Consider the following 24,981-nt stretch of genomic DNA (forward strand, 5'->3'; position numbering starts at 1 on the left):
GCAAAAAAATACCGACCGCTCAACCCGAGCCGTCGGTATTTTCATTATGCCAATATAGCCTTATTTCTTAGTAGTCACATTCTTAACAGCCGACCAAGCCCCGTAATACTTTGTGCCGCCTACAGTTGTGTAAGATCTTACACGAACATAGTATTTTTTGTTGGCAGAAAGCTTTGAAACAGTGGTCTTGTCTGTCTTGTTGTTTGTTATAGTCACTTTCTTTGCACTTGTGAACTTTGAGTTTGTAGCATACTGAATTTCATATCCGGTAGCAGAGCCTTTCTGCGCCCAATCCACAAAGAAAGCCTTTGACTTAGCCGTAAGCTTCTGTATCTCCTGCTTTGCAGGATTTATCTTGAACGTCTTTGTGATAACTCCGCCATACTTGCCCTTGCCTGTTATCTTTACAGTAGCCTTGCCAACTTTTTTGTTGTTTGAGTATGAAACTGTGTAGTCAGTGCCGTTTTTTAGAACAGTGTTTCCGACCTTTACAGTTACGTTCTGTGTAATAGCCTTTCCTGTGAACGCCTTTGTGGAAATGCCCGAAACAGTAGCCTTTGTGATGTCGTTGTTAGCTGTCTTTATGCTCTTTATATCAGACCATGCGCCGTAGTATACCTTGCCGTTTACGTTTGTGTAAGAACGAACACGAACATAATATGTCTTGTTCCCTGCCAGACCGCTTACTGTCAGCGTGTCAGGCTTGCTTGCTGTCAAATGCTTTGAAACTGCACCGCTCATGTTTGCGTTTACAGAATACTCAACGTCATATCCCGTTGCAGAGCCTTTCTGCGCCCAATCAATATAGAAGCCCTTGTATTTTGTTTCAAGCTTCTGTATCTGCTGTTTTGCAGGAACAATGTCGAACTTAGCACTCAGAGAGCCTGAATAGTTGCCCTTGCCGTATACATAAACGTTTGACGTGCCAACGTTCTTGTTGTTTGAGTATGAAACTGTGTAGTCAGTGCCGCTTGTAAGCGTCCTGCCTGCTACCTTTACTGTAACTGACGGAGTAATATTGCTTCCCGTGAATGAAACGCTTGAAGCCACTGAAACTGTTCCGCCTGCCATTGCACGCTTTGTGATAGTGAAGTTCTTTGATGTGTAACCTGTGTAGTCGCCCATGCCTGTCGCAATAACAGTTGTAACGCCAACGTTCAGATTGTTTCTGTATGAGATAGTGTAATCCTTGCCTTCCTGAAGCACCTTGCCGCCAAACGTAACTGTAGCCGTAGGCTTTTTGTATGTGCCGTCATAAACATAGCTTGTTTCTGAAAGCGTAAGAAGTCCGTTGTTAAGGCTCTTCTTTGAAACAACTATCTTAACGTCCTTTGAAACGCTGTCATAACCATTTGCAGAAGCCGTAACAGTAACATATCCTGTGCCTGTCTTGAAAGCGGTCACGTTTCCGTTCTTGTCAACAGTGCATATTGACGGAGTCGTGCTTTTGTATGTGAGAACAGCACCGCTTGTTGATGAGCTTGCGCCAATGTTCTTGCTCTGTCCCGCAACTATGGTGACGCTTGAAGAGCAGTTAAGATCTGCTTTTTTGCCGTAAGGCTTCATAAGAGCCTCGATAACGTCCTTTGCAGGGCTTGTAACAGTGTTGTTTTTTCTGTTTATGTAGCCGTGATATTCACTGTTGAGAACAATGCTGTTTCCGTTGTATACTGCAAAAGCATTGTTGTCCCACAGTACGCATGGAATGTTGTTCTTCTTTGCAAGCGCAGTGTAATCTGTTGCCCACTTTACACGCTCAGCAGTGTTGTTCTTGTCCGTTGAGCCAAACTCGCCGATAACAACAGGTATACCCTTGTCACGGAAATTGCTTTTCAGCGTGCTGAAAAGGTCCTGAAGCTCGTTCTTTATAGAAGATGTATATGTAGAGGTCGAGCCTGAACCAACATTCATTGCAAAGTTGTAAGGGCTGTAAGCGTGAACTGATACAGCGATGCGGTTTTTGTTGCCTGAGATATCTGTAGGAAGCTTGAAGCCTGAAACAGTTGCCCCGTCTATGGAAGCGTCGTAACCAGGACACATGATAAGTCTGCCCCTGTTGTTTGAGCCTGTGTCTCTTATGGTGTCAACAGCCTTCTGATTTAGCTTGTTAATGCAGTCTATGGCGTCCTTTACCTCTGACGGAATGTTCCACTTGTTGAACCACCACTCATAGCCTGTGCCAATAAGCCGAGGCTCGTTAAGGGTTTCAAATATAAGATGATAGTCGTAATCCTTGAAATATTCTGCCGCCTGTGACCATACGCTCGTGACAAATTTCTCAGAGCTTGAATATGCAGAAGACCTTGGATAATATCCTGCTCCCGAAGCGCTTGCAGAAGACTTTGTGTCATGATGAATGTTGAGAATTACATACATATCGTTTTTGTAGCAGTAGTCAACAACTTCCTTTACTCTTGCAAGCCATGCTGAGTCGATAGTGTAGTTGTCACCCGATACGTGCTTGCCCCAAGAAACAGGCACTCTCACTGTGTTGAAGCCTAAAGACTTTACCTTGTCTATAAGAGCCTGAGTTGTTTTAGGATTGCTCCACGATGTTTCCGTGTCAAGACCCGAACCGCCTGTTGCGTCAAGAGAGTTGCCCAAATTCCAGCCCAGACCCATATCCTCAAGTATGGCTTCCGTGTCAGCGTTTTTGAGAGTATCTCCCGACAATGCCTGCACATTTATATCCCCAAGGTCAAGACCAATAAATATGGTCATTGCCATTAAAAGAGATAAAATAAAGCTCAGGTATCTTTTTGATACTGATTTCATTCTTTCCCGTCCTTTCATATATAAAATATTAACCTCATCAGTGTCTTTCATTATACCACATCTCTGTTCAAATTAGAATACGCTTATTAAACAAATAACATACATTCTTTTTGTGTATAAATCTCAAATGTTCATATTTTTAATCACTATATAAAAAGTGTCGATTTACTAGGGTTAATATAATTATACAATGTTAAAATTTTAGAGGATATTATCTGCAAAAAAATCAGATCTTGCTATTGAAAATGAAGCAGTATTGTGCTATAATCAAATGTGTTAAAAACTTTAGTCCAAAGAAAGGAAAGGTATATTTTATGAAAGTTAAACAGTGGCTTGCATCATCACTTGCAGTGCTGATGCTTGTTTCGACCGTGGGCTGCGGAGATAATTCCTCAAGCTCAAAGGCTGAAAGCAAATCAAACAACAGCTCTGCCGTTGTTTCGGAAACTGCAATGCCTGAAAAGGATTATGCAACAACGACCGACGGCTCAGCGAAAGTCAAGATCGACGGAACAAAATTCATGGTGGGCGACAAGGAGCTTTGGTTCAATGGAGTGAACGCTCCATGGGATAAGTGGAACGACTTTGGCGGAGGCTTTAATTTTGAGTTCTGGCAGGATCATTTCCAGAAGCTTCACAATTCAGGCGTAAATGCCGCAAGGATCTGGATAATCTGCAACGGCGACGTTGGTATGGCTATTTCAGCAGACGGTACATTTGACGGTGCAACAACAGCTCATTGGGAGGATCTTGACAATCTGTTCTATCTTGCAGAGCAGTATCAGATCTATATAATGGCAACAGTTCAGTCCTTTGATAACTTCAAGGATCAGAACCAGAATTATCAGGCTTGGAGAACGCTCATTCAGGACAGCGACAAGACAGATATGTTTGTAGATAACTATATAGTTCCTCTCGTTCAAAGATATGGCAAGAGCGACTATTTCTGGTCTGTGGACCTTTGTAACGAGCCTGACTGGATAGTTGAAAATGAAGAGTGCGGCAAGCTTGATTGGCTCTATCTGGAGCAGTATTATGCAAAGGCAGCCGCAGCTATCCATGCAAATTCAGACGTTCTCGTAACCGTGGGCATGGGTATGATAAAGTATAACTCCGACAGCCAGCAGGGCAACAAAATATCCGACAGCGAGCTGCAAAGCACCCTCAGCGGAGATAAGTATGATAAGAGCCTTGCATATGTTGACTTCTATTCAACTCATTGGTACACCTGGATGCAGGGAATGTGGGGATATCCTTTCAGCGAATCTCCAACAGACTTTGGCCTTGACGGTACAAAGCCTTGCGTTATAGGCGAATGCCCAGCCGTTGCAAGCGACAGCGATTTCGACATCACCTCAGCTTATGAGGACGCTTACAACAATGGCTGGAACGGCGTGTTTGCATGGAAAACAAGCGGTCAGGACGACGGCTGCGGACTGTGGCTGGATATACAGCCTGCTATAGAGAAAATGGCAGGTATCTGCGAGGATAAGATATTCCCTAACGGCAAAAAAGCTGTATAAACAAACTTTGATAAAATAATCACAAAAAGAGCCGACTTTTGCGGCTCTTTTTTGTTGCTCTTTTTTGTGAACAAATTGTGCTGTCTGTTGACTATAGTGCGGCATAATGCTATAATAAGATACGGAAAATCAATGACGATTTGCAGAGAGTAAAATGCTGTAGATCGTTATTTTTACGCATTAACGTCATATAATGGCGGCGTGGAAAGGAAGTAAAATCATGGAAGAATACAGCTACATATTGTTTATTGCACTTATACTGCTTTCGACCAAAATTCTCGGACTTGTAACAAAGAAAATGAAACTGCCGCAGGTAGTCGGTGCGTTGTTGGCGGGCGTAATACTCGGACCTGCCGTTCTTAATGTTGTAAAAGAAACTGAGTTCATCTCAGAACTGTCAGAAATTGGCGTTATCGTGCTGATGTTCACCGCAGGACTTACAACAGACGTTAAGGAGCTTAAAAGGACTGGTAAAGCGTCATTCATAATCGCTCTTCTTGGCGTTATCGTACCACTGTTCGGCGGACTTGGACTTGCCGCTGCAATGGGCGTAGGCAAGGGCGATAAGCTCGCCTGCTCACCATTCCTGCAGCACCTCTTCATAGGCGTTGTGCTTACTGCAACATCAGTTTCTATCACAGTAGAAACTCTGAAAGAGCTTGGCAAGCTCTCTACAAGAGCAGGTAATGCTATTCTCGGTGCGGCTATCATAGACGATATCCTTGGTATCATCGCATTGACCCTTATCACAAGCCTTGCAGATACAAGCGTTCACGTTGCAACAGTTCTTATTAAGATAGTAGCGTTCTTTGCAGTGGCTATCGGCTGTACAGTCGTTTACCATGTCGTGTTCACAAAGTGGAGAAAAAGAGATAAAAAAGACCTTAGACGTCACGTTATCATTTCCTTCGTTTTCTGCCTGCTCATGGCGTATGTAGCAGAGCTTTTCGGCGTAGCAGATATCACAGGCGCATTTGTTGCAGGTCTTGCAATTTCAAGCGAAAAGGACGTAAAGTATATCTCAAACAGATTTGAAACACTTTCGTATATGTTCCTTTCACCAGTGTTCTTTGCAAGCATCGGTCTTACAATGAACGGTATCAACATGGGCGGCAAAATGGTGCTGTTTACAGTTTTGCTCCTTGCTGTGGCAATAGTCACAAAGATAATAGGCTGCGGACTAGGCGCAAAGGTTTGTAAGTATACAAATCAGGAAAGCTTGCAGATAGCAATGGGTATGATCTCACGAGGCGAGGTCGCACTTATAGTAGCGGCTAAAGGACAGAAGCTTGGACTTATGGGCGACGAGGTTTTCGCACCTATCATCATCATGGTGGTTGCAACAACGATAATCACACCGGTATTCCTGAAGTTTGTGTTTAAGGATAATCATGAAGAACACGTTGAGGACGAGCTTATGAAGTCTGTGGAGGGCTTCTCACAGTATGAACAGGAGTTGCAGGAACTCTCAAGAAAAGAGAAATAATGATAATCAAAGAGGGCGGTTCGCTGAGAGCCGCTCTTTTTTTGTACAAAAAATCCGCTACCACGAATGATAGCGGATATGGGTGCAGGGGCACGCCCCTGCTTAAAGATTGAACATGATCTGATTGAGTACGCTCTCCAGATATTCCTGTCTGCCGCTTGAAAGTGAGTCAGTAACTTCGCCCTTCTCAACTGCATACTTCTCAAGGCTCTCCATGTCAGCCTTACCTGCAATGATGTCTGCACCAATGCCTGTTGTCCAGCTTGCATATCTGTCATCAACGAACTTGTCAAGTCTGCCGTCCTCAATGATCTTTGCAGCAGCCTTAAGACCAAGTGCAAATGTGTCCATACCTGCAATGTAGCTCAGGAAAATGTCTTCCATTGTGTATGAGCCTCTTCTTGCCTTAGCGTCAAAGTTCAGACCGCCGTTTGTGAAGCCGCCTGCCTTGAGAACTTCGTACATACAAAGTGTAGCGTCATAAGCGTTTGTAGGGAACTGGTCTGTATCCCAACCGAGCAGTGGGTCGCCCTGGTTAGCGTCGATAGAACCGAATACACCGTTATCTCTTGCAACTCTCAGCTCATGCTGGAATGTGTGCTGGGCAAGTGTAGCGTGGTTAGCCTCGATGTTCATTTTGAAGTCCTTGTCAAGACCATATTTTCTCAGGAATCCAAGAACTGTAGCTGTATCGAAATCATACTGATGCTTTGTAGGCTCCTTTGGCTTTGGCTCGATGTAGAAATCACCAGTGTAGCCCTTTGAACGAGCGTAATCAACTGTCATCTTCATAAGTCTTGCCATGTTGTCAAGCTCCAGACCCATGTTTGTGTTCAGAAGAGTCTCATATCCTTCTCTTCCGCCCCAGAAAACGTAGCCCTTACCGCCAAGCTTGATAGTAGCGTCAACAGCGTTCTTGATCTGAGCAGCCGCATAAGCGAAAACATCAGCAGAAGGTGATGTGCCTGCACCATGCATATATCTTGGGTGATCGAAGCACTTAGCAGTACCCCAAAGAAGCTTCTTAGTAGGGTCAGCAGCCATTTTTTCAGCTATGTAGTCAACTACCTCAGCAAGCTTTGCGTTAGTGGTGCCGAGATCACCGTACTCAGGAGAAAGGTCACGGTCATGGAAGCAGAAATAGTCGATAGAAAGCTTGTCCATTATCTCGAAAGCAACATCGACCTTCTTCTTAGCTCTTGCCTCAGGAGCAGCCTCGCCCCAAGTCTTGTCAGTAGTGCCGCAGCCGAACATATCAGTGCCGTCGCCGCCCATTGTGTGCCACCATGAAAGAGCGAACTTGAGCTGTTCTCTCATAGTCTTGCCCATTACAACCTCATCTGGGTTATAATACTTAAAAGAGAGGGGATTAGTTGAGTTTACGCCCTCATACTTGATCTTTGGAATATCCTTAAAATACTCTGCCATAATTTTGACCTCCGAATATATTATTGTTTGATCTTAACGATTAAACGATTACAATACAATAATACACCAAATCGCACCCGTTTGTCAACTGTTTTTTATCAAAATTGCATATATTGATATATATTAAAATTGTGGGATAACTGCATAGACACACTATTTTTTCTCGTATTTTCATCAATATTTCTGTAATAATTTTCTGTAATAACTGCACAAATTTTGACAACTAAACTTGTGCAAACAAATGATTTATCTTTTAATTTGGCAACATTTCTGCAATTGTTGCATTTTTTATGCAACAAATTACCCCTTTTTCGGGATAAGTATAAGGGTATTATCCCAAATCGAATATCCTGCAAGGTAGCAGTGTATGAGGAAACATTTTGTCAACGTGAGTTAGGTGAACACGATGAGAGGTTCTGATCGCACAGAAAAGCACTTCCTGCACCTTGTTTGAAGCTTGAAAATTGAATATAAAATACGGATAAACCCACGGCAATAAATCTGTAGGGGCGAACACCGTTCGCCCGTCGAAGGAACAAGCCCACAATTACAACACGGTTTGGCAACCGAAAAACTTGCCCACCGCACTTGTATGGGAGCGACGCAATTTCTGTTTCACAGAAATGGGCGTCCCGTTCGGAGAGGTAACGCCGTGGTTTTGGTATCTTCGATGTTGAATTATTCGGGGTGACATTGTTGTGATAATCTCCGTTAATTCAATTGGTGAGGAATATCGGGACGCCGAGGGCGTCGTCCCCTACAATTATGGATACTGTTGATACGCATACCTCCATTGAATACATTTATCCCCACCCGAAAATCTGATTTCAGACCTGCAATACCCCTTAATAAATTGTACAATATGCTTCTGAAACCAATTTTTATCCTGATAGATATTGTGCAATCCTACAAAAATCACATAAATGACCTTAAATGACTTGAATTTTGCGAAAAAGGTGCTAAAATATAATTAGCACTCAGAAAGACTGAGTGCTAACAATCAAACGGTGAGAGTGCTGAAAAGACTAAAAATACAGTAGCTCACAATATTTTACAAAGCTTATAATTGGTATTATAAAAGGAGGAACTTATCATGGCGATCAAACCATTGCAGGACAGAGTTGTAGTTAAGATGACAGAGGCTGAGGAAACCACAAAGAGCGGTATCATTCTCACAGGCTCAGCTAAGGAAAAGCCTGAGGTCGCAGAGGTAATAGCTGTGGGCCCTGGTAAAAAGGACGTTACTATGGGCGTTAATAAGGGCGACAAGGTGCTTATCTCTAAGTACAGCGGTACTAATGTTAAGCTGGACGGTGAAGAGTTCATTATCGTTAAAATGGACGACATTCTCGCAGTTGTTGACTAATTTCACTGCATTTTAAATAGTATATAAACGGAGGTAATTTACAATGGCTAAGGATATAATTTTTGGCGAAGACGCAAGAAAAGCTTTGCAGAGCGGTATCGACAAGCTCGCAAACACTGTTAAGATAACACTGGGACCTAAGGGCAGAAATGTAGTTCTTGATAAGAAGTATGGTGCTCCTCTTATCACAAACGACGGTGTTACTATAGCTAAGGAGATCGAGCTTGACGACCCATTCGAGAACATGGGTGCACAGCTTGTAAAGGAAGTCGCTACTAAGACTAACGACGCTGCCGGTGACGGTACAACAACAGCTACATTGCTTGCTCAGGCTCTTGTTAGAGAGGGTATGAAGAATATCGCAGCAGGTGCTAATCCAATGGTACTTAAGAAAGGTATGGATCAGGCTGTAGATACTGCTGTTGAAACTATCGTCGCTAACTCAAAGAAGATAGAAGGCTCTGATGAGATAGCTAGAGTAGGTGCTGTTTCTGCCGCTGATGAGAATATCGGTAAGCTTATCGCTGAGGCTATGGAAAAGGTAACTGCTGACGGCGTTATCACTCTTGAGGAGTCAAAGACTGCTGAAACTTACAGCGAAGTCGTTGAAGGTATGCAGTTCGACAGAGGATATATCGCACCTTACATGGTAACAGATACAGATAAAATGGAGGCTGTCCTTGATGACGCTTACATTCTTATCACAGACAAGAAGATCTCTAACATTCAGGAAATTCTTCCACTTCTCGAGCAGATCGTAAAGGCTGGCAAGAAGCTCCTTATCATTGCCGAGGACGTTGAGGGCGAGGCTCTTTCAACTCTTATCGTAAACAAGCTGAGAGGTACTTTCACTTGCGTAGCTGTAAAGGCTCCTGGCTTTGGCGACAGAAGAAAGGAAATGCTTCAGGATATCGCTATCCTCACAGGCGGTCAGGTAATTTCATCTGAACTTGGTCTTGAACTCAGCGAAACAACTATGGAGCAGCTGGGCAGAGCAAGACAGGTAGTCGTTCAGAAAGAGAACACTATCATTGTTGATGGTGCTGGCAACAGCGACGATATCAAGGCAAGAGTTGGTCAGATCAAGTCACAGATCGAGAACACAACTTCTGATTTCGACAGAGAAAAGCTTCAGGAAAGACTTGCTAAGCTTTCAGGCGGCGTAGCTGTTATCAAGGTCGGTGCTGCAACTGAGGTAGAAATGAAAGAGAAGAAGCTGAGGATCGAGGACGCTCTGGCAGCTACAAAGGCAGCTGTTGAAGAGGGTATCGTAGCAGGCGGCGGAACAGCTCTTATCAACGCTATGCCAGCAGTTAAGAAGCTCGTTGACAAGCTCAGCGGTGACGAAAAGACAGGCGCTCAGATCGTTTATAAGGCTCTTGAAGAACCAGTTAGACAGATCGCAGTGAACGCAGGTCTTGAGGGCAGCGTTATCATAGACAAGATAATCCGTTCAAGAAAGGTCGGCTACGGCTTCAACGCTTATACTTCTGAGTATGTTGACATGATACCTGCAGGTATCGTTGACCCTACTAAGGTTACACGTTCAGCTCTCCAGAACGCAGCTTCTGTTGCTTCAATGGTACTCACAACTGAGAGCCTTGTTGCAGACAAGAAGGACCCACAGGCTGACGCTGCTATGGCAGCCGCAGCAGCAGGTGCAGGCGGAATGGGCGGTATGTACTAATAAGCTCCCATGACTAATATCTGATATAATTTACAGCCTCCGTAGTTATCCTGCGGAGGCTGTTTGTATGGAATGGGTAATATTTTATGACATGGTTTACAAAAATCAAATAATATCCTCGGCGTTTTTGTAAGTAAAATCCAAAAGTATTGATTAATTAAATTAAATATATACATATTGTTGCAGACGTCCGCTTAAAATTGGAGCAAATTATGATATTTAATAAAAAGTTAAATAAATATTCACACAATGGGTTTGTGAATTTGTTATAATACTTATATCAATTTGAATAATTATTGTCTTTTGTTCAAATTTTCAGAAGTGCGAAAATTTGAAATAATGGGCATGAAAAGAAGTAAATAAACGAAAGGAAGATGAAATATGTCGCTTGGACGAGTATTGGTAGTAGACGATGATAAGAACATCTGCGAGCTGCTCAGGCTTTACCTTGAAAAGGAGGGCTATGGAGTAATACTTGCACATGACGGTGAGGAAGCAGTGGTAAAATTCAACGCTCTTAAGCCTGACATCATACTGCTTGACATTATGCTGCCTGGTATAGACGGCTGGCAGGTATGCCGTGAGATAAGAAAGAAGTCCAACGTGCCTATCATCATGATAACCGCAAAGGTAGAAACATTTGATAAGGTGCTTGGTCTGGAGCTTGGAGCTGACGACTATATCGTAAAGCCTTTCGATACAAAGGAAGTTATCGCAAGAATAAAGGCTGTTTACAGAAGAGTAGGTCAGTCATCAGGCGAAGCTGAGATAAAGGAAGTCAAGTATGACAAGCTTTCAGTTAATATGACAAGATATGAGCTGAGAGTAAACGGTCAGGTGCTTGATACACCGCCGAAGGAGCTTGAGCTTCTGTTCCACCTTGCTTCAAATCCGAACAGAGTTTATACAAGAGATCAGCTCCTTGATGAGGTATGGGGCTTTGAATATTACGGCGATTCGAGAACTATCGACGTTCACGTTAAGCGTCTGCGTGAGAAGCTTGAGGGCGTTTCTGACAAGTGGGCACTTAAAACTGTATGGGGCGTAGGATACAAGTTTGAAGTCGCTGAAACACCGCATGAGTAATCGTAAAAGCATATTCTTTAAATACTTTGTAATTTGTTCAGCAGTAATACTTATAAGCTTTGTGTGCTTAGGAACGGTATTACTGCTGGTTTCTTCAAGGTATTTTATTGACGAAAAAAAGAGCCTGTTGGAGAAAAACACCAAGGCTCTTGCTTTATATACGCAGGAAGAAATGCTGGCTCAGCCTGCCGACTGGAAAAAGTCGGTGACAGATGAGATGATGCAGTATTCAATGGCGTGCAACGCTGATTTTATCTTGTGCGACTCTACGGGAGCAGTGCTTGTGAACTCCAGTAAGGATCCTGTGTGCAGCCCTCATAATATATCTGTCCATGAGCTTGAAGCTTTTTCTGACAATTGCGAGTATGTTTATTCGGATCTCGGAGGAGCTTTCGATGCTATATATCATGTGATAGGTAAGTCGTTCAAAGCGAATGGACCTGAATATTATGTGCTTGCATTCAGTTCAAAGGCGGCTCAGGACGACTATACCTACAACATAATGGAAATATTTATAGTTTCCGCTATAATAGTTCTGGTCATAGTAATGTTTCTGGTATATTTCATGACGCTGAAGCTTACAGAGCCTATAAAAGAGATAGCGGAGGTATCAAAGAAGATAGGAGCAGGAGATTTTTCTGTCACCCTGCCTGATTATTCTACCTCGGAGCTTGAACAGCTCAGCAACGCTTTCAACGATATGGCTGCCAGCCTGAAAAGCTATGACACCATGCGAAATAGCTTCCTTGCGAACGTTTCTCATGAGCTTAGAACGCCTATGACGTCTATAGGCGGTTTTGTGGACGGTCTGCTTGACGGCACCATACCAAAGGAGCAGGAGAGATATTATCTTAAGATAATTTCCTCTGAGGTACACAGACTTGCAAGGCTCGTAAGAAGTATGCTCAATCTTGCAAAGATAGAGGCAGGCGAGCTTAAACCTAATTTGCAGTATTTCTCTGTGCTTGAGCCGATAGTCGATACCCTTGTGACTTTCGAGCCAAGGCTTGAGGAGAAACAGATAGAGGTAAGAGGTCTTGACGTTGACAGAGTGACCCTTTATGCCGATAACGACCTTGTTCATCAGGTCATGTATAACTTGATAGAGAACGCCATAAAGTTTGTTGACAAGGGCGGTTATATAGAGTTTCACTTTGAGCCTGAGGGCAATATGACAAGCATTTCTATCAGAAACAGCGGTGAGGGTCTGTCTGAGGACGAGCTTCCGCTGGTGTTTGACAGATTTTATAAGACCGATAAGTCAAGAGGACTTGACAAGACAGGCGTTGGATTGGGACTTAATATCGTGCGTTCTATCATAAAGCTCCACGGGGGCAAGATAATGGTACGAAGCGTTAAGAACGAGTATACGGAATTTGTGTTCACGCTGCCTAACAAGGCGGAGGGTGACTAGGAGGCTCATATGGAGCAGTTTGAAGAGCAGCCTTGTCTGCATGATGAAAATGAAGATACAGCCCAAGAAACCGGGCATTACAAGCTGCCTGAGGGAGCGGTAGCCGCTCACAAGGTGGACGAAGATTTTTGGTCGGCTGTTGATTCGGCAAAAAAAAGAAGCCGCTACAGAGAGCGTATGCGCCATGCAGTTGCAAGGCTGTGCTTTATGGTGCTTTTTGTAGGCATCGGAATAGCCATATCAATAACCTCCATAAGGGGAAGCGGCTGGGTGAGAAATCTTGTTACAGGGGACGAGAAGATAAGCTTTACGCTTCCTGTGGCTGACAAGCCGAAGCTTGACGATGAATTTTATCAGGCTGACGGAAGATACACTGCCGAGGGTATCGCAAAGGGGTTTTCTCCTGCTGTGGTATCTATAGAGGTTTACAAAAATTCGGGTGGATATGTTGCGGCAGGTCAGGGCAGCGGTGTTATAATGTCTGCTGACGGATATATCGTCACAAACGCTCATGTTGTAAATGCGGCGGAGTCGGGCATAAAAGTTGTTCTAAGCGACAATTCGGAGTATGAAGCCAAGGTGGTGGGGCAGGACTCTGCCACGGATATAGCAGTGATAAAGATACAGGCACAAGGCTTGCAGGCGGCTGAGTTCGGTGATTCAACTCAGGTGAATGCAGGGGAAGAGGTAGTCGCTATCGGCTCACCGGCTGGCTATTACGGCACTGTGACAAAGGGTATCGTGTCAGGTGTGAACCGCAGGATAAGACTTGAAAACTCGTCAACAATAATGAACTGCATACAGATAGACGCAGCCATAAACCCCGGTAACTCAGGTGGAGCGCTGTTCAATATGTGGGGGCAGGTCATAGGGATAACCTCATCGAAGCTTGCTTCAAGCGACTATGAGGGCATAGGCTTTGCGGTATCTATAGACGAGGCGAAGCCTGTTATCGAGGAACTTATGGAAAAGGGCTATGTGGCAGGCAGAGTAAAGATAGGTGTGACTTATTATGCTGTCAGCGACACCACTGCTGAGATATACGGTATAAAGCCGGGCATTTGTATTGTGTCCATAAACCCTGATTGTGACGTTGCCAACACAGACCTTGTGGAGGGCGATATCATCACGGAAATAGACGGAAAGTCCACCGCAGGAGAGGTGGATATAGCGTCGCTGTTTTCAGGAAAGCAGGCAGGAGATGAAGTCGTCTGCAAGGTATATCGCAAGACGGACAGCGGTGATGAGAAAGAGTTTGAGATAAAATTCAAGCTTATGGCGGATAACGGCGGTCTGGTGGCAGACAGTCAGGCGGAATAGATAACAAAAGTGGATAAAAAAAGAAAAAAGCTGTGGTAAGAAAGGGTACCACGGCTTTTTTCTTAGGGGATTAATAAAATATGTGATGATATTATAGAATTACTATAATACTATCATTATATATTCCCATTAGTTTCATGTCAACATAAAAGTGTGACAGCTATTTTAAAAAATCTGTCACACTTTTTGTCACTGGAAAGATGTATAAAAATACAAAAGAGCAGACCATATTGCGGTCTGCTCTTAGTTTTCATGAAAAATTATTCAGAAAGACCCTCGATAGAGAATGTAATCTCAAGGCTGTCCTCAAATGCAAGATTGTCCTTGTCGATAGGAGAATCCTTAGCTGTATCGCCGTAATCGTTGTAGATCTCGATTCTGTAGCAGTTGTTGTTGTCCTCGATGTTGCCATACTTGATCTTAGCTTTATCGAATGCAACTTCCTGACCGTCAGCCTTGATAGACTTAAGCTCTACCTTGAGATCGTCAGCGTTGTACTTACCTGGAGTTTCCTTATCAGTCTTAGGATCGCCTGTGCCCTTGAGTTTTTCGCCGTTAAGAAGACCGATGATATCAACGCACATTACTACGCAACCCTGAGCGCCAACAGCATAGTCGCCGTCAAGAGCGATCTGTGGGTTGATGCCCTCGTCCGGATCGTCATAAGAGATAGAAGCGTTTGTGATAGAAACTGTGTACTCACCGTCGCCTGTTATGTCAGCGTCAACGCCGAATGCTTTAGTAGCTTCAGGTTCGCCCTGACCTTCCCAGTTGCCCCAGAGCCACTCTCCGTCACCGAACATAAGGAATGCATCATAGCCCTCGAATGTCTTTACAGGTGTGTAATCAGAGTCACCGCCTGTTGTCTTTGAGTCAGCTGTGCTGTCTGCTGCTACAGCAGAGTCGCCTGCTCCGCCGCCTGTTGCAGCAGAATCCTCTGTAGCAGCTGTTGTAGTTGTTGCAGCTGTAGTTGTAGTAGCAGCTGTAGTTGTTGTTGCGGCAGGTGTGCTTGATGAATCAGCTGAATCGCCGCATGATGCGAATACTACTGTTGTCAGAGAAAGAGCTGTGACAGCAGCAAGAATTTTTTTAGCTTTCATTATAATAACCTCCTGAAAAATAATGGCAGTTACACTACCCCTAAGATAGAATATCTCTAATGAATATGATACAAAATTTTCGCATTTTTTTCAAGATACTATTTTAACAAATTTCCCTATGATAAATCGTTTACATTATACAAAACTTGTTGAAACTATATAAAAATATTAACCTTACAGCAACATATTGAACAAATCATGCGAAAATCGTGCACTTAAAATATGAATAACCTGAGCTTTATGTGGCACAATACTGGCAGTCAGAAACAAAAAGGAGCGAGAACAAAATGGATATAAATTTGAGCAAGGCACAATACAGCGAGATGTACAAGGAGGCGTCAAAGGGGACAAAGTGGTGGGTGACCATACCGAAGGCGTTTTTATTTGGCGGACTTATATGCGTTATTGGGCAATCGCTTATGGATATGTATTTATATTTAGGTTTATCCAAGGATAACGCCTCAATGTCGGTATCAATAACTTTGATATTTTTATCGGCCCTTCTCACAGGTCTTGGCTGGTATGACCGCATAGCGAAGCACGCAGGTGCTGGTACGCTTGTACCCATAACAGGTTTTGCAAACTCTGTGGCGGCGCCTGCTCTTGAGTTCAAGACGGAGGGATATATTCTTGGGCTTGGGGCGAAAATTTTCATTATCAGCGGACCTGTTATTCTTTACGGCACTTTGGCTAGTGTGCTTTACGGGCTTATTTATTATTTGTTTTTGAGGTAACAAGCAGCGAGGTCTGTTTGTCGAAAAAAATGATGTTGGTGGGCTACCGAAAAATAATATCAGCAGGCGACCTCAGGTCGCCTCTACATAGAAACACTGCACTGGATATGTTTTATGCAGAATAAAAGGGCAGCGAATTTGCTGCCCTTTTTATCATACAAGTGTATCTTTATATTTCTTGCCCTCTACCACCAATATTGGATAGCCGTCAAGATACGGTTTCACGGCTTCCTGATTTTCGTCTGCATACTCAAATATCTGATCTGCCAGCTCGTTAGCCGTTTTCGTCAGCTCCTTTATGGACTTTTCATTCATAGTAGGACAGACCGGCGACAATGTTATTACTTTAGTTTCATTCAGTGCCATTACTCTCAGCGGCCATATCCTGCAGTCGAACGGTTTGTCGTCGCCTAATATACAGCCCTTCTCGTTATCCAGCATTGGGCAATAATACAGGTCTGCATTCTGTTCCTTATCCATTTTGAACAAGAAATGGTTTTCCTTCTTTATAAATTCCTGCTTAGGGGTATATTCCTGCAATATCTTGCTTGCAAGCGTTTGTGAGATATATGGTGTTTCCCATATATCATAGCTGTCAAAGCAGCAGCATATCCTGCACTTTGCACATTCCTCTTTTGACAATATTTTTGAAAGCATTTTTTCTGTCATGCCTGCCGTTTGCAGGCATTTCCCCCTTTCACGTCTATGGTATGTTAGCCACACTTTTGTGAATTGTATGTTTTTACTAATTATAACACGTTTCTTTGATAAAATCAATAGTGGCTTACTTTTTTTCTACATAGGGAGCTATCTGTTTTATGTGAGTTAACAAACTATTTACATTTGCTCTGCCGTATTGGGGATATTCTCTTTACGGAAGGTCTTATTAGCGGCAAAGCCTATGCCGAGCATCACTGCCATGCCTGCCCACACAAGGGGTTCGCTTATCATGATGCCGAAATATCCCATGCGTGGGGCGAGTATCATTGCCACTGCAAACTTGCCCAAAAGCTCTATTATGCTTGAAGCTATAGGTGTTATCTTATCTCCTACGCCCTGAAGTGCGTTTCTGAAAACTATTACTATGCCGAGGATAAAGTAAAATGCTGTGTTTATTTTCATGTATTTTTCCACTGTACCCACTATCTCAGGGTCGCTGATACCTGTGATAAGGTGTGCGAAAAATGGTGTGAAAAGCCATGTTGCGGCTATTACGATAACAGACCAGCCCCATGTTATGAGGGTCGCTTTTTTCACGCCCTCTTTTACTCTGTCTATCCTGCCTGCACCGTAGTTCTGGCTTGAAAAGGTTGCTGAAGCTGCACCGAAAACTGATATAGGGAGCATAAAGATCTCAGATATTTTTCTTGCGGTGGTGTGGGCGACTATTATGTCAGTGCCGAAGATATTTATTGCGCCCTGCATTATAACAGTGCCGATACCAACGAGAGATATCATAAGTCCCATTGAAACTCCTGTTGCATACATATCTCCTGCGAGCTTGAAGTTAAAGCGGAAGTCGCTTTTTGATGGGATAAGAAATTTGTGTTTTTTAATGATGTATATTATACAAAGCACAACTGAGATACCCTGTGCGATAAGGGTGGCATAGGCTGCACCCTCAACGCCCATTTTAAAGCCCAGGATAAAGAGAAGGTCAAGCCCGATATTAGCGATAGTTGATATTATAAGGAAGATAAGTGGCGAAACAGTGTCGCCGACTGCACGGAGGACACCTGCGCAGATGTTATAGAACATTGATATTATCATTCCTGCAAGGATTATGACTATATAGGTTTTTGCCTGCTTAAAGATGTTGTCAGGCGTGTTCAACGCTCTCAGCAGTGGGTCGATAAAGGCAAGGCTGAGGGCGGTGAGGGCTATTGCCGTTGCGATACCGAGGGTAAGGGCGTGGGCGACGGACTTTTTCAGGCGGTCAAACTCTTTTGCACCGAAAAAGCGTGCTGTCACAAGGGCAAAGCCGTTTGTAAGACCGTTCAGAAAGCCTATTATAACGGTGTTCACTGATGAAGTTGCGCCAAGGGCGGCTATGGCGTTTTTGCCTAAGGTCTGACCCACAATACGGGTGTCGGCAAGATTATAAAAAAGCTGAAAAATGTTGCCAAGCAGAAGGGGCAGGGAAAACATCAATATCAGCTTTGTGATATTTCCTTTCGTTAGGTCTTTCATAATTCTTTCTCCTATTTATGTCTTATATTTATTCCTAAAACCATATTATTTTAGCACAAATAGAATTTCAATTGGTTATATTACTGTGAACATTTATTGTACATACTATACAATTTGCGGTGGTTTTATTTGTGTGCAATAACGAAAACGTTTTAGCAAAAAAACGCCCGACAGAAATTTATCCGTCGGGTGCTAAAGGGGAAATTTGGTGTAATGCTATTTAACTATGTCTACACTGTCAGTGGGTTTTGAGAGATCGGCATAGCTGTATGAGCGTATCTGTCTGTCGGAGAAGATATAAATATATCCGTCCTGAACAAATGCACTGCGGTAACAGTCTCTTTGGTCATTGTCGTTGACCAGAGCCGTGATCTCGTCTTCACTAGCATGATCGAAATAATCGTCAAAATAATCCGTATATTCGTCAAGCTTTATAGTTCCATACTCGCTGAAAGTTTTTGTTTCTATGTCATATTTCATTACCAGCATTTTTTCTATAGTTTTATTATAATAGGTATAGTCCAGATCGTAGCCGTTAGTGGTCTTTCCAACTGAGGTAACGTCATATAATGGTATGGCTATATATCCGTTTTCGTTGTCTGTTATTATGGAGTTTGAAGAAATAGTGCTGGCGGATCTTTGGGTCATATCCTTTCCGTCAACTGTTGTTCCCATTTCTTTCTCGTGATATTTGTATTCCTGTATAGTCTTGAAGAAGTTGAATTTCTTTACTACCTCTGTGTCATAGACCTGCACCTGATCCACTGTGCCGTTAGCATTCGCTATGCCCTTGCCGCTTGAGCCGTATAAAAGGGTTTCTTGCTTTTCTGTTTTGCTCTTGTCGAGTATTTTTACGCTGAAAGAGCCGAATGACGTGCTGTCGGTGCGCACGGCGATATCATCGTTATAGTTCGTACCATAATGGAAGAAGTTGTTTGCCGTTGACACTGCTATCATTTTATCATCAGGGGGCACCTGAGTTATCTTGTTAGGGTCTGAGAAATCATATACTTCATCAAGCTGGATATTGTTCGCTGCCTGATAAGTGTCATCATTGTTGTAAGCGGAGGAATAATCTCTGTAAACATACAGCATAGAATGATAGAACGTGTTATATCTTGCACTCTCGAAATCAGTGTCCTCGTATGTGAGGGCCTTTTTCACAGGGCCGCCAAGGTCATTGTCAAAAAGCCACAGGGTGCAGATATTAATGCCGCTATAATAGATATTGTGTGTGCTGATATCGTAAATGTTTGCAGAGTCGTTTGAGAACAGCGACAATCTGCCGTTATACTCGTCGCCTGATATGGCGTGGCTTATATGCTCGGCGTCTGCGCCTGTGACGGTCTGGGTTTTGTTAAGCTCCATGTCGCCGCCGCCGTAGTTTATTCTTGTAATAAGCGCTCTTGTTGGCACTGTGCTGTATCCGTCTGTTTTTTCAAAGCCATATGCTCTTAAAATGTAAATGTTGTCTGTTCCCATTAAGATGCTGCTTTCACCGCAGGCGATAAGCTTTGAAGCCATGTATGAGCCTTGATTTTTTCCGTCAAAGGACGAAAGCAGGATCATGGACGGTGTATTATCTCTGGCTGTGATATACATTTCACTTTCTTCAAAAAGCTGTTTTTCACCATTGATGTATCGCACTGGTGCGATATCCTCGGGCTTTTGGTCATCTAAGAGCAGTGAAGCCGCTCGGGTGTAGCGTGACACGATGAAAAATTTTCCGTCAACTTTTCTTATGCTCTCCAGCACGCCGGGCTGTTCAAACTCGCTTATGAGCTTGATATTCTCAGGGTCGCTCACGTCAAACATGCACATTCCGCAGTATTCGATATCGAGGTTTTTCTTTCCTGCCTTCACGGGTAAGATAAAGTCGAAGAAAGTGTAAAGCTCGTTATTATCCAAATACATTGCAACAACGCTTGGAGCAAACTTACAGCCGTACTGTTCGTATTCGGCAATGTCAACAAGACCTTTTTTAAGGAAGGTTTCCGCAAAGATATCCTGTTCTGACTTTGTGATATTTCCGTTTTGGGTAATATAAACGTCGATACCGCCATTGTCAGTAATGAAATGGGCATTTCCGTAGGTTATGTTTGTTTCTAGCTCATCTATGCTTGTTGTGGGGGTGATATCCACGCCTGAGCGAGTGAGCTGTATATCAGCGGGGTTAGGGGTGAGCTGGTGATCTCTAAGTGCCTGCTTATACAAAGCCACATAGTCATCGTCTTCAACAGTCAAAGTGTCGATATTTTTGAATATATAGCTATTGTCAACTATAAAGTCCTCTATGTTTTTGCTGTTGCTATTTATATAGTTGTAAAGACCCTTATAGGTCGTTCCACGGAGGCCGTCAAGACCTGAGGCGTCAGCGGACTGTGAAGAAGCGGAATTGGGGTATTTTTTGACGAACTGGGTATTGCTGAACCTAAGCACAGCAAATCCGCCTACCACAAGGACGAAAGCCGCCACCACAGCCAGACATCTCAGGGCGTTGCTTCTGCCGCTGTTTATTTTTATCTCTGCACTATTTGGAGTATTTTCGATAACGGGTCTGAAGCCTGCCACGTCCAGCATATCTTTTATTTCCTGGGGCATGAGCTTATCAGGAATTTTGTTTGCCTGTTCCATTTGTCTGATAAGCTTTCTGCGTTTTCTTAAATTTCTCATCATGTCACCTCCTTTCCAAACAGCTTACTGCGTATTTTTGCTTTACCTCTGGATATATGGGAACGGACTGTCGTATCTTTAATACCTGTTATCTCCATTATCTCCCTGCCTTTGTAGCCTGCTATACAGTGAAGTGATATACAGAGTCTTTCCGCTTCACTGAGATCAGCAAACTCTTCTAAGATCTCGCACCGCTCGAATCCGTTTTCGTCCTTGATTATTGCGTCGCTTTCATTAATATAATCGAGGTTAGAGCGTCTTTGGGCGTATTCCTTTTGTTTTTGTTTGATCTTGGCGACCAGAATTTTGAACATCCAGCTATCGAAAGCTTCGCTTTTCCGCAGCGAGGAGATGCTCATATAGCCGTCCAGCACAGCGTCCTGCACTGCATCGGCGGCGTCCTCGGCATTTTGCAGGTTAGCGAGGGCGTAATAATAAAGCTCCTTATATATCTCTCCATAGAGCTTAGAAAAGGCGTCCGTATCGCCGTTCACCGCAAGTTCTGCGAGCTTTTTTCTTCCCTTTTTGTCCAATCTGATCCCCCCTGTCGTCCGTCATAATATAAGTGTATATTTTTCACTGAAATGTTGCAGTGAAAAATATTTTTTTGAATAAAAAAATCGGGGACGAGGTGGTCGTCCCTGATGATATTTGTTTATCAAACTGTGTAGGTGCTGGCGCCGCAAAATCGCTTAGCTCGGTGTTGAGGGGGTAACTTTGGTCTGCTATGCTAATTCCTCATTCCTCATTTTTTCACACCGCATACCCATTCCTGTTCAACAATTTTATGACCTTATCATAATTAAGTCCCTTTACAGTATGATAGTCTGTACTCTCCGAATTGGTATAAACTCTCACGGCACAAGTATGGCTTATCTTCTGAAACGGATTTTGCATGACCGTTACCATTGACACTCTGTCAAGTGCGGCTATTGATTTATGAAAGCTATACCATTTACAATATGACAATGTACAATACCCGTTTTCAAAGCCTATTGATGTTGTGAACGCTGCCGCCGCCTTGACTATCACGAGCCACAGCAATGGTATGGTAGTTAGTATAACAAGTATGGTTATTTCTCTTTTCCAGTTAGGAAAAAAGTAAAGCGCTCCTCTTCCTGATACGATGGGTATAAACGTGCATATGAGCGGTATCGTTATAAATCTGCCAAGGTCGGCTTTTCCTGTGGAGATGTCGCTTTTCACAGGCGGTATTTTCGGCATGAGCATCTTCAGGGAGCGGTCAACCTGTCCGTTTGTCGTTATCGGTATAAGTGCTGATATTTCAAGCCGTCTTTTTCCGTATCCTGTACAGTGGGCAGACACAGAGGTTATTTTGCATATCTTCATAAGCAATGATTGTCTTAGGTCGATATAGTTTACTCTATCTCTATAGAGGACGTGTCTGCGTCTTGTGCCTATCCCGCTTCTGATTATGAAAAGGTCGGCACAGCGTGTGCAGGAAAAATTCCAGTGGCGCATAAGATTTGACAGAAATGATATGAGCCAGCCTCCTGCCAGAACACCGCCTGCGATAAGGATATATTCAGGCACTTCTGCAAGCACCGGAACTTTTGCTATCTCCGTATTCACTCTGCGGAGTATTTGTTCCTCCGCCTCTCGTCCTACTATCCTATATGCTTCGTAAAGTACCGACAGAACGATTATCATGCCTGACAGAGTTGATGAAAAGATAAGAGAGAATATAACGAGCAGGCTTTTCTTTGAGTTGTAGACATATTTAGGTTTGTTTTTGCATTTGGCAGTGGCAAAATGATAAAGCTCAAAGGCTCGTTTTTTTGTAAGGGTGAGCATTATATCTGCATTTTGCAGTGATTTTGCATCGGTGTCTATGTATACGGCACAGGAATGTATAAGCCTGGAAATATATCCTTGTGACAGTGACAATGAGCTTATCTCGGCAAAATAGACCTTTGTTCGTGTTATGCCGAAATAGCCTGTGTGGGCTATGATGCAATCTTCTTCAAGCTCATAGTAGACAAATATCCAGCGCAGGAAAGCGTAGCCGAAGATAAATGTGATAGTGAGGATATCAACCCAATGTGCCTGAAACCAGCTTTGAAAGTTGAATTTTGCGGCTATGAGATACTTGGCAAGAGGGATAGCAAGAAGCCACATATATTTAGTTGTATAAGATAATATCATTATAGGGTGCTGGCGGTGGGCGAAAAAATTCTTCAGCCAGCTTCTTTTTTCCTTGATAGTTTCTCTGCGGCTCATTTAAACCTTTCCTGTCTATGGTATCTAGTCTTCTTTGCGTTCTCTGTTTCGTATGGAGCTGTTTACTATGGCAGATATTTCCATGGCGTCACGGCGGCTCATAAAAGGTATAAGAAGTCTTGCGCCCAAGGCGTTTAAGACAACGAAGTTAAGTCCTGTTATACTGCCCAGTGGGGTTATGATAGTTGTGACGGATTTTATTGCCGAGGTGGGCATAAAATGCCGCATGGTAAAGAAAAGCCCTGTAAAGGCGGTGACTTCTTTTGAGCTGACGGTGAAATAAGATCTGATGAAGTAAAAGGGAAGCACCAGCAGGCAAAAAAGTGCGGCGATTATCCACAGTGGCATAAGGATATAATTCACGGAAAATGGGATAAGTTTTTCTATGAGATTGACCGCATAGCGGATAAGAAACAATATTACCGCAAGGATAGCCCAGAAGATAAAAAGCGGTATTTTTGAGGGCTTATATCTGTGCATTTGAGGACGTTCACCTCGCTGTTTGTTTTTTTGCGTATTTGTATGTATGGTTATCTCAGTTTTCAAGAATTAATCTCCCTTTTATATCATATCATTTATAAGGCAATTATTTGCACGAAAAAAGTGTTTTCGGGGGAAAGCTATGGAACTTACGGCTATAATAAACAAGATAAATTCGTTTTTGTGGGGCGTTCCGCTTTTGATACTTTTGCTTGGGGGCGGAATATATCTGAGCATAAAGCTTGGATTTCCACAGATACACATTTTAAAAATAATGAAGAAAACGGTTTTTACGCTGTTTAAAAAAGAAAGCTCCGAAAGCGATTCTCTCTCGCAGTTTCAGACATTTTCCACGGCGCTTGCGGCAACTGTAGGAACAGGCTCGGTGGTGGGCGTGGGGGAATGTATCAGGATAGGGGGTGCAGGCTCGGTATTCTGGATGTGGGTGTCTGCATTTTTCGGAATGGGGCTTGCTTACTGCGAAAACTATCTGGGAGTGAGATGCTCTGACGGAAAGCTTTGCGGTGCGGCGTCTTATCTCGAAAAGATAGGCAGAACGAAGCTCACGGCTGTTTTGTTTGCAGTTTTTACGGTGGGTGCGTCCCTTGGAATGGGCAACATGGTGCAGACGGGTTCGGCGGCTGCGGCTGCCCGAGAGGGGTTTGGGATACCCTCATATATATTTGCACTTGTGGTGCTTATTTTCGTATTTTTAGTAGCTGTGGGAAAAAACTCAGCAGCTTGTCTTTGCGAAAAGCTTGTGCCGATAATGGCGGTGTTTTTCATAGGCGGCAGTTTGGGAGTGATAATATTTCACCCATTAAAAGCCGCAGGAGCGATAACGCTCATAATAAAAAACGCTTTTTGTCCGAGTGCCTGTTTGACAGGCTCGGTGGCAGGGACGATAATATTTTCCATGGTGGAGGGGTTAAAGCGTGGAGCGTTTTCAAACGAAGCAGGCTTAGGTTCGACGGTGGCAGTACACAGCTCGTGCGAGATAAAGTCGCCTGAATTGCAGGGAACATGGGCAATGGCTGAGGTTTTTATAGATACCTTTGTCATATGCACTTTGACGGCTGTGGTGATAATAATAAGCGGCACTGACCTCACGGGGGAGGATATGGCAGTGAGGGCTTACAATGCTGCTCTTGGTGAAGCTGGGAAGTATTTCATGTCAGGTTCGCTGATACTTTTTGCATTAGCGACAGTGGCAGGGTGGTTTTTTATAGGGGAGAGGGCTTGGAGATACCTTTTCCCTCGAAGTGATATGATCTATAGGATCATGGCTATAGCTTGTGGGTGCATTGGAACGATGTGGAGCATGGAGCTTGTGTGGGGAGTGTCGGATATTTTCAATGGACTTATGGCAGTACCGAATGTTATCGGGGTATTGGTGTTGTGGAGAAAAGAGGTAGAAATGAGGAATGAGGAGTGAGGAATTGGCAAAGCTGACCAGAGTTGTGCACAAGCACAAAGTA

Annotated in this window: 18 protein-coding genes; 9 read left to right on the forward strand and 9 right to left on the reverse strand. The window is 43.5% G+C overall.

Annotated features, from left to right (window positions below; all coding sequences use genetic code 11):
- Positions 1 to 60 precede the first annotated feature (60 nt).
- Positions 61 to 2,775 (reverse strand): cellulase family glycosylhydrolase, encoded by a 2,715-nt coding sequence (locus tag AB5123_RS02780; RefSeq protein WP_368364505.1) that lies wholly within the window; start codon positions 2,773 to 2,775, stop codon positions 61 to 63.
- A gap of 314 nt (positions 2,776 to 3,089) precedes the next feature.
- Here AB5123_RS02780 and AB5123_RS02785 point away from each other — a divergent pair, with 314 nt between their 5' ends.
- Complete coding sequence (locus AB5123_RS02785; protein WP_287287247.1) at positions 3,090 to 4,298, forward strand: cellulase (glycosyl hydrolase family 5); 1,209 nt, start codon at positions 3,090 to 3,092, stop codon at positions 4,296 to 4,298.
- Between the two features lie 220 nt (positions 4,299 to 4,518).
- Positions 4,519 to 5,784, forward strand: coding sequence for a cation:proton antiporter (locus AB5123_RS02790; protein WP_278634592.1), 1,266 nt, complete (start codon positions 4,519 to 4,521; stop codon positions 5,782 to 5,784).
- Positions 5,785 to 5,886: 102 nt separating this feature from the next.
- On the opposite strand, the gene xylA is transcribed toward AB5123_RS02790, so the two are convergent.
- Complete coding sequence (gene xylA / locus AB5123_RS02795) at positions 5,887 to 7,212, reverse strand: xylose isomerase (protein ID WP_038670249.1); 1,326 nt, start codon at positions 7,210 to 7,212, stop codon at positions 5,887 to 5,889.
- Between the two features lie 1,093 nt (positions 7,213 to 8,305).
- On the opposite strand from xylA, the gene groES reads away from it, so the two are divergent.
- The 5 genes from groES to AB5123_RS02820 all read left to right on the forward strand — a co-directional run bounded on the left by groES (position 8,306) and on the right by AB5123_RS02820 (position 14,085).
- Positions 8,306 to 8,578 carry a co-chaperone GroES gene (groES, locus tag AB5123_RS02800; RefSeq protein WP_022288719.1) on the forward strand — a complete coding sequence of 91 codons (273 nt, stop codon included), beginning with the start codon at positions 8,306 to 8,308 and terminating at the stop codon, positions 8,576 to 8,578.
- A gap of 43 nt (positions 8,579 to 8,621) precedes the next feature.
- Positions 8,622 to 10,265, forward strand: a complete 1,644-nt coding sequence (gene groL / locus AB5123_RS02805; protein ID WP_117877148.1) for a chaperonin GroEL — start codon at positions 8,622 to 8,624, stop codon at positions 10,263 to 10,265.
- A 381-nt stretch (positions 10,266 to 10,646) separates the two neighbouring features.
- Entirely contained in the window at positions 10,647 to 11,351 is a 705-nt protein-coding gene (locus tag AB5123_RS02810; RefSeq protein ID WP_022288718.1) for a response regulator transcription factor, read from the forward strand.
- Positions 11,344 to 12,765 carry a HAMP domain-containing sensor histidine kinase gene (locus AB5123_RS02815; RefSeq protein WP_337812058.1) on the forward strand — a complete coding sequence of 474 codons (1,422 nt, stop codon included), beginning with the start codon at positions 11,344 to 11,346 and terminating at the stop codon, positions 12,763 to 12,765. The genes AB5123_RS02810 and AB5123_RS02815 overlap by 8 nt, the downstream gene beginning before the upstream one ends.
- A 9-nt stretch (positions 12,766 to 12,774) precedes the next feature.
- Entirely contained in the window at positions 12,775 to 14,085 is a 1,311-nt protein-coding gene (locus AB5123_RS02820; protein ID WP_368364506.1) for a S1C family serine protease, read from the forward strand.
- Positions 14,086 to 14,345: 260 nt separating this feature from the next.
- Here the strand turns inward: AB5123_RS02820 and AB5123_RS02825 are convergent, their stop codons facing one another.
- Positions 14,346 to 15,185: a hypothetical protein gene (locus AB5123_RS02825; protein WP_347503347.1), complete on the reverse strand. Its 840-nt coding sequence runs from the start codon at positions 15,183 to 15,185 to the stop codon at positions 14,346 to 14,348.
- Positions 15,186 to 15,472: 287 nt separating this feature from the next.
- Between AB5123_RS02825 and spoVAC the strand changes: the two genes are divergently transcribed.
- Positions 15,473 to 15,919, forward strand: coding sequence for a stage V sporulation protein AC (gene spoVAC / locus AB5123_RS02830; RefSeq protein WP_022288714.1), 447 nt, complete (start codon positions 15,473 to 15,475; stop codon positions 15,917 to 15,919).
- A gap of 153 nt (positions 15,920 to 16,072) precedes the next feature.
- On the opposite strand, the gene AB5123_RS02835 is transcribed toward spoVAC, so the two are convergent.
- From AB5123_RS02835 to AB5123_RS02860, 6 genes are all read right to left on the reverse strand, one after another.
- Positions 16,073 to 16,588, reverse strand: a complete 516-nt coding sequence (locus AB5123_RS02835; protein ID WP_267300745.1) for a hypothetical protein — start codon at positions 16,586 to 16,588, stop codon at positions 16,073 to 16,075.
- 168 nt (positions 16,589 to 16,756) lie between these two features.
- Complete coding sequence (locus tag AB5123_RS02840) at positions 16,757 to 18,109, reverse strand: MATE family efflux transporter (protein WP_278339752.1); 1,353 nt, start codon at positions 18,107 to 18,109, stop codon at positions 16,757 to 16,759.
- Positions 18,110 to 18,325: 216 nt separating this feature from the next.
- Positions 18,326 to 20,782 (reverse strand): hypothetical protein, encoded by a 2,457-nt coding sequence (locus AB5123_RS02845; RefSeq protein WP_337812055.1) that lies wholly within the window; start codon positions 20,780 to 20,782, stop codon positions 18,326 to 18,328.
- Positions 20,782 to 21,315 carry an RNA polymerase sigma factor gene (locus AB5123_RS02850; protein ID WP_022288710.1) on the reverse strand — a complete coding sequence of 178 codons (534 nt, stop codon included), beginning with the start codon at positions 21,313 to 21,315 and terminating at the stop codon, positions 20,782 to 20,784. Before AB5123_RS02850 ends, AB5123_RS02845 begins: the two co-directional genes overlap by 1 nt.
- Positions 21,316 to 21,535: 220 nt before the next feature.
- On the reverse strand, positions 21,536 to 23,023 hold the full coding sequence (locus AB5123_RS02855) for a PH domain-containing protein (RefSeq protein ID WP_195246925.1): 1,488 nt from the start codon (positions 23,021 to 23,023) through the stop codon (positions 21,536 to 21,538).
- A gap of 24 nt (positions 23,024 to 23,047) precedes the next feature.
- Positions 23,048 to 23,569 (reverse strand): PH domain-containing protein, encoded by a 522-nt coding sequence (locus AB5123_RS02860; RefSeq protein ID WP_252190699.1) that lies wholly within the window; start codon positions 23,567 to 23,569, stop codon positions 23,048 to 23,050.
- 76 nt (positions 23,570 to 23,645) lie between these two features.
- Between AB5123_RS02860 and AB5123_RS02865 the strand changes: the two genes are divergently transcribed.
- Positions 23,646 to 24,938: an amino acid carrier protein gene (locus AB5123_RS02865; RefSeq protein WP_337812054.1), complete on the forward strand. Its 1,293-nt coding sequence runs from the start codon at positions 23,646 to 23,648 to the stop codon at positions 24,936 to 24,938.
- Positions 24,939 to 24,981: the final 43 nt, after the last annotated feature.

Source organism: Ruminococcus sp. RTP21204st1_B2_RTP21204_210225 (assembly GCF_040914135.1).
GTDB lineage: Bacteria > Bacillota > Clostridia > Oscillospirales > Ruminococcaceae > Hominimerdicola > Hominimerdicola aceti.